Genomic DNA, 15575 nt, shown 5'->3' with positions numbered 1-15575 from the left:
CCGGATCAGAGCATCTCGAGGTTGCTGCGGAGCTCGAAGGGTGTGACCTGGGAGCGGTACTGCTGCCATTCGCGACGCTTGTTCAGCAGGACGTAGTTGAAGACCTGCTCGCCGAGCGTCTCGGCGACCAGCTCCGACTCCTCCATGTACCCCAGCGCGTGGTCGAGGCTCTGCGGGAGCGGTGCGTAGCCGAGCGCGCGGCGTTCCGCGTCGGTCAGCGACCACACGTTGTCCTCCGCCTCGGCGGGGAGCTCATACTCCTCCTCGATGCCCTTCAGGCCTGCCGAGAGCATGAGCGCGTAGGCCAGGTAAGGGTTCGCCGCGGAATCGAGAGCGCGGTACTCGACACGCGACGACTGTCCCTTGTTCGGCTTGTACAGGGGCACCCGCACGAGGGCCGACCGGTTGTTGTGACCCCAGCAGATGAAGCTCGGGGCCTCGTCGCCGCCCCACAGTCGCTTGTAGGAGTTGACGAACTGATTGGTGACGGCCGAGATCTCGTTGGCGTGGCGCAGAAGTCCTGCGATGAAGTGCCGGCCGACCTTGGAGAGCTGGTACTGGGCGCCCTCTTCGTAGAACGCGTTCAGGTCGCCTTCGAACAGCGACATATGCGTGTGCATCCCGCTTCCGGGCTGTCCGCTCAGCGGCTTGGGCATGAACGTCGCGTACACGCCCTGCTCGATCGCCACCTCCTTGATCACCGTGCGGAAGGTCATGATGTTGTCCGCGGTGGTCAGCGCATCGGCGTAACGCAGGTCGATCTCGTTCTGGCCGGGGCCGCCTTCGTGGTGGCTGTATTCCACCGAAATGCCCAGGTCTTCCAGCATCCGCACGGACCGGCGGCGGAAGTCGTGGGCCGTGCCGCCGGGCACATTGTCGAAGTACCCCGCGGAGTCCACCGGTTCTGGCCGCCCGTCCGGGCCGGGTGCGGAGGACTTGAGCAGGTAGAACTCGATCTCGGGATGGGTGTAGAACGTGAACCCGGCGTCGGCGGCCTTGGCGAGAGTGCGCTTGAGCACGTGCCGCGGGTCGGCGACGGCAGGCGCCCCGTCGGGCGTCGTGATGTCGCAGAACATCCGCGCCGTCGGGTCGATCTCGCCGCGCCAGGGCAACGTCTGGAACGTCGTGGGATCGGGATGTGCGAGCAGATCCGACTCGTACGAGCGGGTCAGGCCCTCGATGGCCGATCCGTCGAAGCCGAGTCCCTCTGCGAAGGCGCCTTCGACTTCAGCCGGCGCAATCGCGACAGACTTGAGCGTCCCGATGACATCCGTGAACCACAGGCGCACGAACTTCACGCCGCGCTCCTCGATCGTGCGCAGTACGAAGTCGCGCTGCTTGTCCATGCTTCCCCCTCGTTCCCGGTTTACTTCCGGGATCCTTCGCCGCCCCAATTGTCATCGCGAGCTTCGTCCTCCGACCACGCACGCGAGCGCTCCTTGAAGATCTCTGGTGCCCGCGCGGCCTCTTCGGCGGTGTCGAAGGGGCCGGCCCGGTCAACGGCCGGAGACGCGAAGCCGCGCTCGACCGAACCGGTCGTGAGGTTGTACCAGTACTTCTCGCTATCGGCGCTCACAATGACTCCCTGCGTTCGCGTGCGCCCTGACCGGCCGGGCACCTCCATCGATCCTACTGACCCCGGCCCCGAGCCTGGATAGGCTGGGCGCATGGCAACGAACACGTCCCGCGCGGTGGGAGTCGACATCGGAGGAACCGGCATCAAAGCAGGTGTCGTCGACCTGGAGGCGGGTGCCCTCGTCAGTGACCGGATCAAGGTGCCCACGCCCGCCGGTGCGGAGCCGAAGGATGTCCTGGCCGCCGTCACAGAGGTTCTCGACCGGCTCGGCGTCGCCGGCGACGACTCTCTTGCGCTCGGCGTGGCCTTCCCCGCCATCGTGAAGAACGGGCGGACGATGTCGGCCGCGAACGTGTCGGAGAAGTGGATCGGCTTCGAAGCCGAGAAATTCTTCGAAGACGGCCTGGGCCGCGACATCCATTTCGCCAACGACGCCGATGTCGCCGGCATCGCCGAGGTGCGCTTCGGCGCGGCGAAGGGGGTCGAGGGTCTGGTGATCCTCACGACGCTGGGCACAGGCATCGGCTCCGCGATGATCTACGACGGCGTCCTCATCCCCAACAGCGAGTTGGGTCACCTGCAACGGGCGAACCACAAACGGGACGCCGAGGGCTACGCGGCCTACTCCGCCATGGAGCGGGAGAGCCTGTCGTGGGCGAAGTGGGCCGCGCGCCTGCAGTGGTACTACGACTACGTGGAGTTCCTCTTCAGTCCCGATCTGATCATCGTGGGGGGCGGGGTCTCCAAGCACGCGGATCAGTTCCTGGATTTGCTGAAGTTGAAGGCCCCCATCATCCCCGCGGTGCACCGCAACAACGCAGGGATCATCGGGGCCGCCGCACTCGGCCTGGCCGTACCGGAGGCGCTGCCCGCGGTCAACGAGTAGCGGAGGCGAATGGGCCGGCCTGTACGCCGGGTTCTGTTCGGGGGCCGAAGCCCCGTCGACGGTCATCTCTCTCGGCGACACGTTGCCGTGCCGCTCCAGCGGCCTACCCGGGGACTCGGCGAGCCGCGTCAACATCCCCTGTCTGGCCTTGCTCCGGACGAGGTTTACCTTGCGAATCGCGTCACCGCGATCCCGGTGGTCTCTTACACCACCCTTTCACCCTTACCGCTCCCGACCCTTCGACAAGCTCGGGGTCGGGTGCGGCGGTCTGCTCTCTGTGGCACTGTCTCGCGGATTGCTCCGGGTGGGTGTTACCCACCGTCCTGCCCTGTGGAGCCCGGACGTTCCTCGGCGCGGGAATCCCGCTACGCGACCGTCCAGCCGACCCATTCGCACCGCCGAGTGTAGCGGGGTGCGCTGAACGCGGCCTCACTCCTTGCCGGCATGGTCCACGATCCGCAGGTCAAGGAGGAAATCCACCGGGAAGTCCCCGAACAGCAGACGCCCGGCGGATGCTGCGGACTCCTGCACCGACGCGGCGACGGCATCGGCATGCACCACCGGCGTATGCACGATGATCTCGTCGTGCAGGTAGAACGCGACGTGCGGCCGGCGTGCGAAGGCCGGTCCGGAGCGCGGCGCGGACTGGTCCGCCGTCACCTCCGGTAGCGCTGTGAGCCGGCTGCGGAGGTCGGCCAGCCAGGCGAGCGCCCACTCCGCAGCTGTGCCCTGAACCACGAAGTTCCTCGTGAACCGGCCGCGGTCGCGCGCCGACCGGCGGGCGTGGGTCTGATCGACGTCCGAGGCGTCGGCATCGCTCGCGCGCGACTGGAGCTGTGCCCATCGCGCCCCCGGCTGGGGCGACGTCCTTCCGAGCCATGTGGACACGGTGTGGCCCTCCTCGCCCGTGCGAGCGGCGTCATCCACCAGTCGCATAGCGCGCGGAAACGCCTTCCGCAGGCGTGGGACCAGACGGCCTCCGTCGCCGCTCGTGGCCCCGTACATCGCACCGAGGAGCGCCACCTTCGCCTCGGCGCGGGATTCCAGGGCGCCCTGGGCCACGATCCCCGCGTAGAGGTCACGACCGCGCGCCGCCTCCGCGAGAGCGGTGTCTCGTGCCATGGCGGCCAGGATGCGGGGTTCGAGCTGGGCCACGTCGGCGATGACGAAGCACCAGCCGGGATCGGCGCGGACGGCGGCGCGCAGCTGTCTCGGGATCTGCAGTGCCCCGCCGCCGGACGAGGCCCATCGCCCGGTGACGACCCCCGCCGGCACGTAGACCGGGCGGAATCGACCGTCATGCACCCACTCCGCGAGCCACGCCCACCCGTTGGCCGTGTACAGGCGCATGAGCCGCTTGTACTCGATCAGTGGTTCGACGACGGGATGCCGGTGACGCTGGAGCTCCCAACGACTGGTCGACTCCACGAGGACCCCGGCGCGGTGCAGGGCGCGCAGCAGCTTCGGCTGCGAGTCCAGGCTCGCCGTCGGATCGCCCAGGGCCGCGCGCACTTCGGCAGCGCGACGGTCGAGTTCGCTCGGAACTCCGCCAGGCCCTCGCTCCCCCAGCATCCCCCGCAGGATCTCGTCGTGCGCGGCGGCTTCCCAGGGGAGGCCCGCTGCGCGGAGCTCGCACGCCAGCAGCGCGCCCGCGGACTCAGCGGCCACCAGGAGGCGCAGTGGCCCGGGCGTCCGCGCGCGCTCCAGCGCCGTACGCTGCCGGGCGAACTCCGCTAGCGACTCCGCAGCGTCCTCGGGCACCCCTCCGCCAGGGTCGGCCAGCTCGAACAGCGCGGGTTCCCCACGTCCGTGCTCGCCGCCGGCCGCATCCCACGTGCTCGCCGCCCGCAACCCGGCATCGTCGGCCACGGCATCCGCATCCCGCAGAAGAGCATGCGACAGCCGCAGGTCGTGCGCGCGGGAGACCCGGACCCCCGCCGCCAGGAGTTCGTCGTACCACCTCGGTGTGTCGTTCCACACCCAGCGCGGCGCATACGCCTCCTCCCGCTGCGCGACCCACGGCACGAGCTCCGCGACTGTGAGGTCGGTCCGTCGGCGTTCTCGGCCGTCCCCGTCCAGCTCCACCGCCACGACCCCGTTGCTCGCACGGGCGAGGACGATCCAGGTGGGCTCAGTCTCGTCCATGCGGGTCGAGGTCGCGCCGGAAACCCTCGCGGCGGTCCATCGCCTCATTCGCCGCCTTGTCGGCGCGGGAGTTGGACAGCCGTGGAACCCATTCGAAAGTCACGGGACGACCCGCGATGATCGCCTGCGCCTCCCGGACCAGCTGCTGCATGTCGGGATGCTTCACCTTCCAGCGGCCCGTCATCTGCTCGACGACGAGCTTCGAGTCCATGCGCACGTGCACGACCGCCTCTGGATCGCGCTCGTAAGCGGCGCGGAGTCCCGCGAGCAGGCCGTTGTATTCGGCGACGTTGTTGCTGGCGATTCCGACATACACGCCCAGCTCCGTCACGACGGCTCCGGAGTCGTCGATCACCACCGCGCCACCGCCGGCGACACCCGGGTTGCCGCGCGATCCCCCGTCGGCTTCGACGACGAGGGTGGTCACAGACCTGACTCCTCCGTGCGGACGAGGATGGCACCGCACTCGGGGCAGGTCACCACCGCATCGGCGGCCGCCTGACGGACCGCGTTGAGATCCGTGCCCGACAACACCATCCGGCACGCTTCGCAGGTGCCGCGGTGAAGGAGGCCTGCCGCTGTTCCGCGTGCGGCGATCCGGTCGTACAGGGCGAGGAGATCCGCCGCCACGGAGCCGGCGATCGCCGCTCGATCGCGCTGCGCCGCTTCGAGATCGCGCGTGGCATCGGCGACAGCCGCCTTGGCCTCTGCGCTCAGCCGGGTGCCTTCGTCGTTGGTCGCCGCAACGAGCGCCTCCTGCGAGGCCACCTCGCTGTCGACGGTATCCAGACGCTCCATGATCGCCAGTTCGGCGTCTTCCAGATCGCTCTTGCGGCGCGCCAGCGAGGCGAGTTCGTGTTCCAGGCCCTGCGCCTCTTTGGCGTTGGCGCTCGTCGTGAGCCGCTGCGCGTCGCGCTCGGCGCGGGCATCCACCACGGCGACATCGGACTCGATGCGCGCGAGCTCCGCCCGGAGATCTTCGCGGAGCCCCGACAGCCGGCTCAGCTCCTGCGTCTGCGTCGTCCGCTGCGTGAGCAACTCCTGCACGCGCGAGGCCTGCGGTGGGTTGGTACGCGCGGCCTCGACACGGCGAATCCGCACGTCGAGGTCGGCGAGGTCGAGCAGTCGGCGCTGGTCTGCAGGGTCGGCATTCACCCGACCAACCTACCTCCGACGCGTGCCAGCGGACGGCCGCCTCCGTTCGCGAGAGCGCAACGGCACCCGCCGCCGACAGTGCCACGCGTTCACCGCGGCATGACCGTCACTGGGTACACTGCGGGCCATGACGTCAGACACCGCGTCGCCCGCCTCCCCTCGCGACCTGCCCCGTGACGGGCGACAGGAAGAAACCGGGCGGCAGGATGCGCACAGCGTAGGGCGGCTGCACCCGGAGAGCGGCCGCCAGGTCACCGAGCCGTTCGCGCTCGACCTGCAGCGCATCCAGTTCTCTCCGTACTTCTCCCGCCTGTCGGCGGTCACCCAGGTCGTGTCGCCGTCGATTTCCGGAGCCCCGGTGCACAATCGCCTCACGCACACCCTGAAGGTCAGCGCGATCGCTCGCGCGGTGGCGCTGCACCTCAACGACCGTTCCCGCCGAACGGATGGGTCAGAGGTCTGTGACGTCACCGTGGTGGAATCCGCGGCCCACGCGCACGATCTCGGTCATCCTCCGTTCGGCCACCTGGGTGAATCAGTGCTCAACCGGGTGGCGCGGGAGGAGCTGGGACTTCACGACGGCTTCGAAGGCAATGCCCAGACCTACCGCATCCTGACGGCCCTGGATGTCACGGAGCAGGTTCCCCAGGGCCTCAATCTCACGGCGGCCGTGCGAGCCGCCACCGCGAAGTACCCGTGGACGGCGGTGGCGCCCGGCCAGGAGCGGGAGGACCGCGGCCTGCCGCGGGGCATGCGGCGCGACTCGGACGGCGGCGTGAGGGTCTTCAAGTACTCCGCTTACGACATCGACGCGGCCGATCTGGACCAGGCACGCTCCTTCCTGGCAATCGCGCCGCTCCGGCAGTCGGTGGAGGGCGCGGTGATGGACATCGCCGACGACATCGCGTATTCCGTGCATGACGTCGACGACTTCTATCGCGCCGGGATCCTCAATCACGCGCCGATCGCCGCCGAGTTCGATGCCTGGTTGGCCGCGCCCCACGAGTGGGGGCGGCGCGAGGCGAGTGACCTCCGCAGCGATTCCGCCCACGGGGCGGCGCTCGAGCGACTGCGACGCAAGATGCGGCGCGACGACGCGTGGATCGCCGAGGACGACGCTTTCCACGAGGCCGTCGCGACGGTGCACACCGAGCTGGTCGAGGAACTTCTGGCCCGGCCGTTCGACGGCTCCCTCACGGCGGAGCGTCAACTCGCGACCTTCACCGATCGATGGATCCGCGCCCTGGAGATCTCCGTGGTGACGAGCACCGCCGATGACGCGCGCTCGGGCCCGGTGCGCTTGTCCCCCGCCGCGTGGCACCACGTCGAGGTTCTGAAGTTCGTGCACAAGCATTTCGTCCTCAGCAGGCCCGACCTCACGATCTACCAGCGCGGACTGGGTCGGGTGCTCACCCGTTCCGTCCATGCGCTCGTCGAGTGGCTGGAAGACGCTCGCGATCGGGACCGCACGCCTCGGCGACTGCGGGAGCTGATCGAGCTTGCCCACCAGGGGTACGAGCGCTCCCGCGACGGCGAGCACTCCCCCACCACCGGAAACGAACTGCACCGCCTGGCACAGGCGCGGGGCATCCTCGACTACGTCGCGTCCCTCACCGATGCCCAGGCGACAGCGTTCTCGGAGGCCATCTCGGGCCGTACGGACCGGTTGTGGTCGCTCGGGCAAGGCCTCTGACCGCGGCACCCGCCGCCTCCGGCCTCGCGGCGAGTGCGGGCGGGCGGGAACACGCGGGGCGGCCAGTCCGGGGTTGTGCCCGGGCGTTTCGGGAGGAGATGTGCACTGCGGAGGCGGGATGGCGCCGATTCGGTCCTCCCGAAGCGCCATCTCCTCCCGAACGGTTCGGGGGTCCGGGGTTAACACGCGGGGATGCAGCGGCGGGCGATGCGGAGGGACGCTGCGGCGGGTCCCGGGTTGTGCCCGGGCGTTTCCGGAGGGGATGTGCACTGCGGAGGGGGGATAGTGCCGATTCGGTCCTCCCGAAGCGCCATCTCCTCCGGAGCGGTGCGGGGTTACGGGCGATGCGGAGGGACGAGGCGGCGGGTCGGGCTGTGCCGGGGCGTTTCGGGGTTGTGCCCGGGCGGTTCGGGAGGAGATGTGCACTGCGGAGGGGGGATGGTGCCGATTCGGCCCTCCCGAAGCGCCATCTCCTCCCGAACGGTTCGGGGGTGCGGGCGATGCGGAGGGATGCGGCGGCGGGTCGGGGTGTGCCGGGGCGTTTCGGGGCTGTGCTGGGGCGTTTCGGGGTTGTGCCGGGGCGTTTGGGGGCCGTGCTGGGGCGTTTCGGGAGGAGATGTGCACTGCGGAGGGAGGATGGCGCCGGCTCGGCCCTCCCGAAGCGCCATCTCCTCCCGAACGGTCCGGGGTGTCCGGCGATGCGGAGGGATGCGGCGGCGGGTTCCGGGTTGTGCCCGGGCGTTTCCGGAGGAGATGTGCACTGCGGAGGCGGGATAGTGCCGATTCGGCCCTCCCGAAGCGCCATCTCCTCCCGAACGGTTCGGGGTGTGGGGTAACGCGCGGGGATGCAGCGGCGGGCGATGCCGAGGGATCCGGCGGCGGGGCAGGGTGGTGCCGAGCGCCTCGGGAGGAGATGTGCACTGCGGAGGGCGGATGGCGTCGATTCGGTCCTCCGGGGCGCGAATCGACGTTCTCGAGGGCCCGCACCTAAACTGCTGAGGAGGGGCCTTTAGCTCAGCTGGTAGAGCGCCACGTTTACACCGTGGATGTCGTCGGTTCGATCCCGGCAGGGCCCACACACTCGCGCCGCGCTGGCCGCGGCGCATCGCGCCTCACCCACGCGCGCCTCCCGCCGTTCCCCACCGCTCACGCGACGCGCCATCGACACGCGCGCGTGCCAGAAGTAGGCTGGTTTCGTGGAACGATACGACATCCCGCGTGGCGGAACTGACGTGTTTGCGGCGCTGGAAGCTGCGTGGGCGACGTCGCCCCTGCTTCCGGTGCTTCGCACCGCCGACGCGACCCAGGCGATCGCCCATGCGCGCCTTCTGGCCGACGCCGGGCTGCAGACGATCGAACTCACGGCCACGACCCGAGACTGGCGGGTCGCCCTGGACGAGCTTCGCTCGCTCGACGTGCTCCTGGGTGTGGGCACTGTCGTGGATGCCGAGACGGCGTCCATGGCCCTCGACTCCGGCGCGGACTTCCTGGTGTCTCCGCGGTTGGCGCCCGAGGTTCGCGAGATCGCGTCGGCGCGGGACGTCCCGTTCATCGAAGGGGGCTTCACACCGACCGAACTCGCGGCGGCGCTGAGCGGAGGGATGGCCAAGCTCTTCCCCGCACACGTGGGCGGACCGGCTTACCTCCGGAGCGTGCTCGCGGTGGTTCCCGGGGCGCGGATCGTCCCGACCGGTGGGATCGAGCTGGACGACATCGACGAGTGGCTGTCTGCCGGTGCCGTGGCCGTCGGAGTCGGCTCGGCGCTCATCGCCCGACTCGCCGATGATCCGCAGGCGGTGGCGGGGCTGGTGCAGCGATGACCGACGCCATCGACGTACTCGTTCTCGGTGAGCCGCTCGTCGAGCTCTCCGCCTCCGCGCCGCTGGACACCGCCGAGACCTTCTCCCTGTCGTTCTCCGGCGATGCCCTGAATTCCGCGGCTGCCGCTGCCGCCGCCGGGGCACGCACGGCCCTTCTCACCCGCGTGGGAGACGACGAGGTCGGCCGTCGGCTGCGGCGCAACCTCGGCGAGTTGAACATCGACACCCGGCACGTGAGCGTCGGAGCGGAGCACACCGGCGCGTACCTCGTCGGGGCAGACCCCGACGGCACCCGCGACTTCGTCTATCTGCGGGCCGGGTCGGCCGCATCCCACCTGACGCCCGCAGACCTGGACCGGATCACGCCGTCCGAGGTGAAGGTGCTGCTCGTCAGCGGCATCACGATGGCCATCTCCGAGTCCGCGGCGGCAACCGTCCTCCGGGCGGTGAACGAGGTTTCCGAAGTCGGCGGCCTGGTCATCTACGACCCGAACTTCCGGCGGCGCCTGACCAGCGCCGAGGAGGCGCGAAACGCGTTCCGTGCCATCGCGCCCCACTGCCACCTCGTTCTCCCGTCGTGCCCCACCGACAGCAGCGCCCTTCTCGATACGGACGATCCCCTCGTCGCCGCCGAGCGGTCACTCGAGTGGGGAGCCGCGAACGTGTGCGTGACCCAGGGTGCGGCCGGCGTGCTCTTCCACGACGGAACCGACGTGAGCCGCATCCCGCCGTCGGCTGCTCCGATCATCGTCGACGCCACAGGGGCGGGGGATGTCTTCGCGGGAACCCTTGCCGCGTGCCTGTCACGTGGTCCTCTGGATGCCTCGGCCATCACGCTCGCCGGCGCGGCTGCCGCGCTGTCGCTGCGCGGCCAGGGGGGAACCGGATACCTTCCGACGCTCGCCGAGACGCAGAATCATGCGGCCGGCGTGAACGACCCCGCCCGCGCGTAGCGAACGTTCGGGTCAGGACCAGCCGATGCTCGCGGAGACTTCACGCGCGGTCTGAGCCACGAGGGGTCCGGCCACTTCGGGCGGCATCTCCTCGAGGTCGCTCACGAGTTGCGAGACGCTCACGGCCGCGACCACCCGCCCCGTGGCGTCGCGGACGGCAGCCGCCACGCACACCACGCCGACCTCATTCTCCTCATCATCGAGGGCCCATCCTCGGCGCGCCGAGGCATCGAGGTCGGCGGAAAGCGCCTCCAGAGTGGTGCGCGTGTTGGGCGTCCGCGCGAGCTGGCCGGTACGTTTCACGATCGCGAGGGCGTCCTCGCGGGGAGCCCCCGCGAGGAGTGCCTTGCCGATGGCGGTGCAGTGAAGCGGTAGCGACATGCCGATGCGCGATGCCATCCGGTACGGCTTGCTGGCCTCGAGCTTGCGCACATATATCGCCTCATCGCCCGCGAGCACCGCGAGATGCACGGTGGCCCCCGTTCGAGCGCGCAGTCGGTCCAGGGCGGGATCTGCGCCGGAGAGGGTGTCGAGGCGACCGAACACCCGGCCCGCCAGCCCCATGAGTTTCGGCCCCGGGAGGTAACCGCCGGCATCATCGACGGTGCAGAAACCGGACCGCACGAGGTCCTGGAGGATGCGGTGCACACTGGATTTCGGCAGACCCGTGGTGTGTACGAGATCAGCGAAACGCCGGTGGTCGCCCAGGGCATCGAGTACGGCGAGTACCTTCGAGGTCGCGTTGCCGCGCTGCTCTTCGTCCACTTCGGCCTCCCCCGTCACTCTAGAGCGACGTCAGTACGTTATGTGCTTCCCTCCGTCGACGATGACATCGACCCCGGTGACACCCCGCGCCCCGATGAGACCTGCGACCGCTTCGGCGACGTCGTCCGGGCCCAGCGTGCGCGCCAGGGGGGCCACCGCGCGTTCGCGCGCAGCCAGTTCCGCGAACGCGTCGCCGTGGTGATCGAGCTGCCACCGCGTCGATATGGTGCCCGGTGAGACCGAATTGACCCGGATCTCGGGGCCGAGGGTGGCGGCCAGCGTGCGGGTGAGCTGAACCAGCGCGGCCTTGCTCACGCCGTACGGGATCGAAGACCCGATGCCCCGGTATGCCGAGATCGAGGCGACGTTGATGATCACGCCTCGGCTGTCCTTGAGCAGTCCGGCGAACGCCCGAGCGGTGCGGAAGGCCGCCACCACGTTGACGCTGAAGAGCTCGTTCCAGGTGTCCTCATCGAGCGCGTCGAGGTCGGCCAGGGGGATCCACCGCGTGGTGCCGGCGTTGTTGACGAGCACATCGCAGCGTCCGAACTCCTCCTCGCAGCGCTTCGCGAGGGCACGCACCTGGGCGTCGTCGCGCACATCCGTCCGGACGGCGATGACCTGTGCTCCCGCGCTCTTGAGCCGGTCGACGGTCTCCTGGGCCGCGTCGGCGGAGCCGTTGTACGTGATGACCAAGCGATTGACGCCGGAGGCACGCAGGTTCTCGGCGATCGCCGCGCCGATTCCCGTTGCCCCTCCAGTGATGACCGCGACTCGTTCCGTGTCTTCCGTCATGACGCTCCTCTCTCGAACAGTTCCCTCACCGCGGCGTGTGCGCCTCGCCGCGCAAGAGTGTCTCGCCTGTCCGCCACTGCCGCCACGAACGTATCCGGAGCAACATGTCCCAGGCCGGCCGCACCCACGATCGTCCGCGCTTGATCCAGCCGAGTCCCTTCGGGGCGCAGAGCGGGCTCTTCAACCAGTCCACGGGCGCTGCAGTCGGCCCACGCGGCGAGGCAGAGGGCCAGCCATTCCCCGTCGCGACCGTGCGCGGATGCGTATCCGAGCGGGGACACCAGACGTTGCGCCAGCTTCTGGGCACCCCCGGCGGCGATCTGGTCCAGGCGGTGGTCGATCCGGGGGTTGGCGAATCGCCGGATCGAGGACTCGGCTTCGGCGATGGGTGAAATGCCTGGTGCCTCGGGGATCGCGGGAACGAGGTCCTCTGCGAAGGCGGCCTCGAGGCCGCGGCGGAGCACAGAGTCCTGTACCGCCGCGTACGTGTTGGTGTGCCCGACCAGGAGACCCAGGTAGGCGAGCAGCGAGTGCGGCGCGTTGACCAGGTTCAGCTTGACCGCCTGCCAGGGAGCGACGTCGTCGACGAAAAGCGCTCCGGCGCGTTCCCATCGCGGCCGCGCCGCGGCGAAGTCGTCCTGGAGAACCCAGCGGAAGAAGGGCTCGGTCGCCACGAGCGCGGCATCCTCGGCGCCGGTGGCCTCCTGCGCCTCCCGGACGATCTCCTCCGTGGGCGCCGGCACGATCCTGTCGACGACGGCATTCGGAAAGGCCGCGCTTTCCGCCAGCCAGCGTTCCGCGCCCGACTCGCCGCGCGCCCCGGCGAACTCGAGGGCGAGGGTGCGGAGCACGTCTCCCCCGTTGAGGATGTTGTCGCAAACGACGAAGGTCGCAGCGCCTGCACCCGTGCGTTCGCGTTCGCGTGCGGTGGCCACCACCTGCCCGATGATGCTCCGCATGCCGCCATCCCCGAGGTCGTCGGCGACGAGTGCCCGGTCGAGGCGACCCGCAGCTGTGTGTGGGTACGCGGCTTCGGTGGCGGTGATCGTGATGACCTCGGTGCGTTCGTCGGCGAGGGCGCGCAGGAGCGCGTCCGGTTCCCGCCGGGCGACGATACCTCCGGTCACGACCTCCACGCGTTCTGCGGTGACTCCTCGGGCGTCGCCTTCCACCACCGTGTACGCCCACTGGTTGTCGCGCAGCGATCCGACCACTCGATCGGATCGCTGCGCGACTGCCACCACTCCCCAGCCGTCCGCGTCGCCCTCGCGCTGCGCGCGAGCGGTGCCCAGCCAGGTGTGGGCGCGGGCGAAGGCGCCCGCCCCGAGGTGGACCTGCGTCCGAGAGGCGGTCATCGCCCCTGCGGGTCGCCCGGTCCGAGGTCCTCGATGTCGATGTCCTTGCCCTCCTTCGCCGCGGCGAAGGCCACGAACGACACGAGGGAGAGGATGACGAACAGGCCGGCGATCAGCCAGGGCTCGCCTCCGAGCTGCGCCTGGAGTCCCGCGGCGACGAGCGGGGTGAACCCGGCCAGGGCGGCGCCGATCTCTCGTGACGTCGCGAACCCCGAGTAGCGCACCCGCGCACCGAACAGCTCGGCATAGAACGCCGGCTGCACCGCGATCATCGGCGCCAGTCCCAGCGAGGTGGCGAGGACCAGGGCGATCCAGATGAGCACGGGCTGCCCGGTGTCGATCATGAGCCAGAACGGGAAGGCGAACGCGGCGGTGAAGATGACGCTGAACAGGTTGAGCGGTTTCCGACCGATGCGGTCCGAAAGAGCTCCGTAGATGGGCTGCAGCACGATGACGATGACGGAGAAGATGATGACGCCGGTCAGAGCGGTCGACCGCGGCAGACCGAGGGTTCCCGTGACGTAGCTCACGACGAAGGTTGCGCACAGGTAGACCAGCGCGGTGTCGGCGATGTGGGCGCCGATACCGATGAGCATGTTCTTCGGGTAGCGGCGCACGGCGTCGAGGACCGGCAGCTTGACCATCTTCTGGGTCTTGCGCATCTCCAGGAAGATGGGCGACTCCTCTACGCGCAGTCGGACGTACAGCGCGACCCCGATGAGAGCGAAGCTGAACAGGAACGGAATCCGCCAACCCCACGACAGCAGCACGTCGTCGGGCAGCATGCCGACGATGAGGAACACGACGGTGCCGAGGAGAAGACCGATCTGCACACCCGTCTGAGCGAAGGAGGTGAAGAATCCGCGCCGGGCCTGGGGGGCGTGTTCGGCGAGCAGAGTGGATGCTCCGCCGAACTCCGCGCCGGCGCCGAGACCCTGCGCCACGCGGAGGAGCACGAGCAGCAGTGGCGCGAGCAGGCCCACGGATTCGAAGGTGGGAAGCAGTCCGATGATGCCGGTGGAGACGCCCATCACGAGGGTGGTGATCACGAGCGTCGCCCGGCGGCCGATCCGGTCACCGATGTGACCGAAGAAGATGCCGCCCAGCGGACGGAACACGAAACCGACGCCGAAAGTGGCGAAGGCGAGGATGGCGCCGATGGCGGGTTCGCTGTCGGGGAAGAACAGGGGCGCGAAGACCAGGGCCGACGCCGTGCCGTAGATGAAGAAGTCGTACCACTCGAGTGCGGTGCCGACGACGGATCCGAACACCACGCGACGGAGGTCGCGTGGGCTGGTCGGTGTGGTCTGCGGCGCGGTCGCAGCATCATTGCTGGCGTGGGAAGAGCTCATGCTCGGTTCTCCTCGTTGAGGGTGGACAGGGATGGGACGTTCTGTTCGGTGGCCAGGCGGTCCAGGGCCTGGACGGTGCCGGGCGCGACCGATATTCCGGACGCGAGGCGCTGGCGACGGGTGTTCCATTCCGGCTCACCGGGCATCAGGATGCCCTGCGAGCCTTCGGCGGGCTCGGACCCGTGTACGCGCTCGCGCAGCGCTTCGACCTCGGCCGAGAATTCGTCGACATCGACGAAAGCCGCTACGTCGATCGCGATCAGGAGGGTTCCGAACGTGCCGTCGTACGCGGACGAACTTCCGCTCCCCGTCCGGCTCAGCAGCCCGGCGGCGATGTCGGCGATGAGCCCGAGGCCGTAGCCCTTGTGTCCGCCGAACGGAAGGAGGGCGCCCCCGGCGTAGAAATCACGGGGGTCGGTGGTGGCGCGGCCCTGCGGGTCGACGATGAGCCCCTCGGGGATCGACGCCCCGTTGGCCACGGCGACGGCGAGTTTGCCCTCGGCGGTCGCCGAGGTGGCGAAGTCGACGACGACAGGGGCGGTGCCCGCTGCCGCCGGGACCGCCCACGCGAGCGGGTTGGTCCCCAGCAGACGTGTCCGACCTCCCCAGGCCGCGACGGTGGGGTCTGCGTTGGCGATGGCGAAACCGACGAGGCCTCGCTCGGCCATCCGTTCGACGTACTCCCCGAGCCGGCCGACGTGCTGGCACCGGCTGAGGACGGCGGTCGAGATGCCGAACTGCGCGGCGCGTGCAGCCGCTTCGTCGGCGCCGAGGCGCGCGGTCAACTGGCCGAACGCGTTTGCACCATCGATACGGGCGACGGCCGGCGTCGGGGACTCGGCGACGACGGGGACGGCCGCGGGATCGAGGCGTCCCTGTCTGATCAAGTCCGCGTAGGGGGCGATTCGACGCACCCCGTGCGAGTCGTGGCCGCGGAGGTCGGCTTCGACGAGCGATTGCGCTACCGTCTCCGCGGTGTCGGCCGGCGCGCCGAGCGACTGGAGGAGGTTCGTCGCCCAATCCTGCAGCCTTTCGGCGCTCAGGGTCACTGCGTCGTTGATCACGTCGACGTCCTCGTCA

The 15575-nt window shown here is 69.6% G+C and carries 14 protein-coding genes, 1 tRNA gene and 1 other RNA gene; 5 read left to right on the top strand and 11 right to left on the bottom strand.

All coding sequences use genetic code 11. The features are described 5' to 3' along the window. Positions 1 to 5 precede the first annotated feature (5 nt). Both AC4FS1_RS03845 and AC4FS1_RS03840 read right to left on the bottom strand, forming a co-directional pair. Positions 6 to 1346: a glutamine synthetase family protein gene (locus AC4FS1_RS03845; RefSeq protein ID WP_491152797.1), complete on the bottom strand. Its 1341-nt coding sequence runs from the start codon at positions 1344 to 1346 to the stop codon at positions 6 to 8. A gap of 20 nt (positions 1347 to 1366) precedes the next feature. Next, positions 1367 to 1576, bottom strand: a complete 210-nt coding sequence (locus AC4FS1_RS03840) for an SPOR domain-containing protein (RefSeq protein ID WP_491152795.1) — start codon at positions 1574 to 1576, stop codon at positions 1367 to 1369. A gap of 91 nt (positions 1577 to 1667) precedes the next feature. Between AC4FS1_RS03840 and ppgK the strand changes: the two genes are divergently transcribed. After that, positions 1668 to 2462 carry a polyphosphate--glucose phosphotransferase gene (gene ppgK, locus AC4FS1_RS03835; RefSeq protein WP_491152793.1) on the top strand — a complete coding sequence of 265 codons (795 nt, stop codon included), beginning with the start codon at positions 1668 to 1670 and terminating at the stop codon, positions 2460 to 2462. A 6-nt stretch (positions 2463 to 2468) separates the two neighbouring features. Here ppgK and rnpB read toward each other — a convergent pair. The 4 genes from rnpB to AC4FS1_RS03815 all read right to left on the bottom strand — a co-directional run bounded on the left by rnpB (position 2469) and on the right by AC4FS1_RS03815 (position 5762). Beyond that, positions 2469 to 2851: RNase P RNA component class A (rnpB, locus tag AC4FS1_RS03830), an RNA gene on the bottom strand. Positions 2852 to 2891: 40 nt separating this feature from the next. Next, positions 2892 to 4607 (bottom strand): bifunctional 3'-5' exonuclease/DNA polymerase, encoded by a 1716-nt coding sequence (locus tag AC4FS1_RS03825; RefSeq protein ID WP_491152791.1) that lies wholly within the window; start codon positions 4605 to 4607, stop codon positions 2892 to 2894. After that, positions 4594 to 5034, bottom strand: coding sequence for a reverse transcriptase-like protein (locus tag AC4FS1_RS03820; protein ID WP_491152789.1), 441 nt, complete (start codon positions 5032 to 5034; stop codon positions 4594 to 4596). Before AC4FS1_RS03820 ends, AC4FS1_RS03825 begins: the two co-directional genes overlap by 14 nt. Next, positions 5031 to 5762 carry a zinc ribbon domain-containing protein gene (locus AC4FS1_RS03815; RefSeq protein ID WP_491152788.1) on the bottom strand — a complete coding sequence of 244 codons (732 nt, stop codon included), beginning with the start codon at positions 5760 to 5762 and terminating at the stop codon, positions 5031 to 5033. The genes AC4FS1_RS03820 and AC4FS1_RS03815 overlap by 4 nt, the downstream gene beginning before the upstream one ends. A gap of 127 nt (positions 5763 to 5889) precedes the next feature. Between AC4FS1_RS03815 and AC4FS1_RS03810 the strand changes: the two genes are divergently transcribed. From AC4FS1_RS03810 to AC4FS1_RS03795, 4 genes are all read left to right on the top strand, one after another. Next, entirely contained in the window at positions 5890 to 7455 is a 1566-nt protein-coding gene (locus AC4FS1_RS03810) for a deoxyguanosinetriphosphate triphosphohydrolase family protein (RefSeq protein ID WP_491152786.1), read from the top strand. A 1003-nt stretch (positions 7456 to 8458) separates the two neighbouring features. After that, positions 8459 to 8531 (top strand) — tRNA-Val (locus AC4FS1_RS03805). 120 nt (positions 8532 to 8651) lie between these two features. Further along, positions 8652 to 9275: a bifunctional 4-hydroxy-2-oxoglutarate aldolase/2-dehydro-3-deoxy-phosphogluconate aldolase gene (locus AC4FS1_RS03800; protein ID WP_491152785.1), complete on the top strand. Its 624-nt coding sequence runs from the start codon at positions 8652 to 8654 to the stop codon at positions 9273 to 9275. Next, positions 9272 to 10228 carry a sugar kinase gene (locus AC4FS1_RS03795; RefSeq protein ID WP_491152783.1) on the top strand — a complete coding sequence of 319 codons (957 nt, stop codon included), beginning with the start codon at positions 9272 to 9274 and terminating at the stop codon, positions 10226 to 10228. Before AC4FS1_RS03800 ends, AC4FS1_RS03795 begins: the two co-directional genes overlap by 4 nt. A 12-nt stretch (positions 10229 to 10240) precedes the next feature. Here AC4FS1_RS03795 and AC4FS1_RS03790 read toward each other — a convergent pair whose 3' ends face one another. Genes AC4FS1_RS03790 through AC4FS1_RS03770 form a run of 5 tightly spaced genes read right to left on the bottom strand, consistent with a single transcriptional unit; the run spans position 10241 to position 15559 of the window. Continuing rightward, entirely contained in the window at positions 10241 to 10993 is a 753-nt protein-coding gene (locus AC4FS1_RS03790) for an IclR family transcriptional regulator (protein ID WP_491152782.1), read from the bottom strand. Positions 10994 to 11023: 30 nt separating this feature from the next. Continuing rightward, a complete protein-coding gene (locus AC4FS1_RS03785; protein ID WP_491152780.1) occupies positions 11024 to 11788 on the bottom strand; it encodes an SDR family NAD(P)-dependent oxidoreductase in 765 nt (254 codons plus the stop codon). Beyond that, positions 11785 to 13143 carry a mannitol dehydrogenase family protein gene (locus tag AC4FS1_RS03780; RefSeq protein WP_491152778.1) on the bottom strand — a complete coding sequence of 453 codons (1359 nt, stop codon included), beginning with the start codon at positions 13141 to 13143 and terminating at the stop codon, positions 11785 to 11787. Before AC4FS1_RS03780 ends, AC4FS1_RS03785 begins: the two co-directional genes overlap by 4 nt. Further along, positions 13140 to 14495: an MFS transporter gene (locus tag AC4FS1_RS03775; protein WP_491152776.1), complete on the bottom strand. Its 1356-nt coding sequence runs from the start codon at positions 14493 to 14495 to the stop codon at positions 13140 to 13142. The genes AC4FS1_RS03780 and AC4FS1_RS03775 overlap by 4 nt, the downstream gene beginning before the upstream one ends. Then, positions 14492 to 15559, bottom strand: coding sequence for an Ldh family oxidoreductase (locus tag AC4FS1_RS03770; protein WP_491152775.1), 1068 nt, complete (start codon positions 15557 to 15559; stop codon positions 14492 to 14494). The genes AC4FS1_RS03775 and AC4FS1_RS03770 overlap by 4 nt, the downstream gene beginning before the upstream one ends. Between the last annotated feature and the right edge of the window lie 16 nt (positions 15560 to 15575).

The sequence above is a fragment of the Microbacterium sp. Z12_35 genome (genome assembly GCF_058310475.1).
This window is presented reverse-complemented; position numbering and strand designations above follow the sequence as displayed.

Bases quoted from the DNA above. Each gene is read 5' to 3' on its own strand.
- AC4FS1_RS03845 (WP_491152797.1), bottom strand. From the start codon at position 1,346: ATGGACAAGCAGCGCGACTTCGTACTGCGCACGATCGAGGAGCGCGGC.
- ppgK (WP_491152793.1), top strand. From the start codon at position 1,668: ATGGCAACGAACACGTCCCGCGCGGTGGGAGTCGACATCGGAGGAACC.
- AC4FS1_RS03825 (WP_491152791.1), bottom strand. From the start codon at position 4,607: ATGGACGAGACTGAGCCCACCTGGATCGTCCTCGCCCGTGCGAGCAAC.
- AC4FS1_RS03810 (WP_491152786.1), top strand. From the start codon at position 5,890: ATGACGTCAGACACCGCGTCGCCCGCCTCCCCTCGCGACCTGCCCCGT.
- AC4FS1_RS03795 (WP_491152783.1), top strand. From the start codon at position 9,272: ATGACCGACGCCATCGACGTACTCGTTCTCGGTGAGCCGCTCGTCGAG.
- AC4FS1_RS03785 (WP_491152780.1), bottom strand. From the start codon at position 11,788: ATGACGGAAGACACGGAACGAGTCGCGGTCATCACTGGAGGGGCAACG.
- AC4FS1_RS03780 (WP_491152778.1), bottom strand. From the start codon at position 13,143: ATGACCGCCTCTCGGACGCAGGTCCACCTCGGGGCGGGCGCCTTCGCC.
- AC4FS1_RS03775 (WP_491152776.1), bottom strand. From the start codon at position 14,495: ATGAGCTCTTCCCACGCCAGCAATGATGCTGCGACCGCGCCGCAGACC.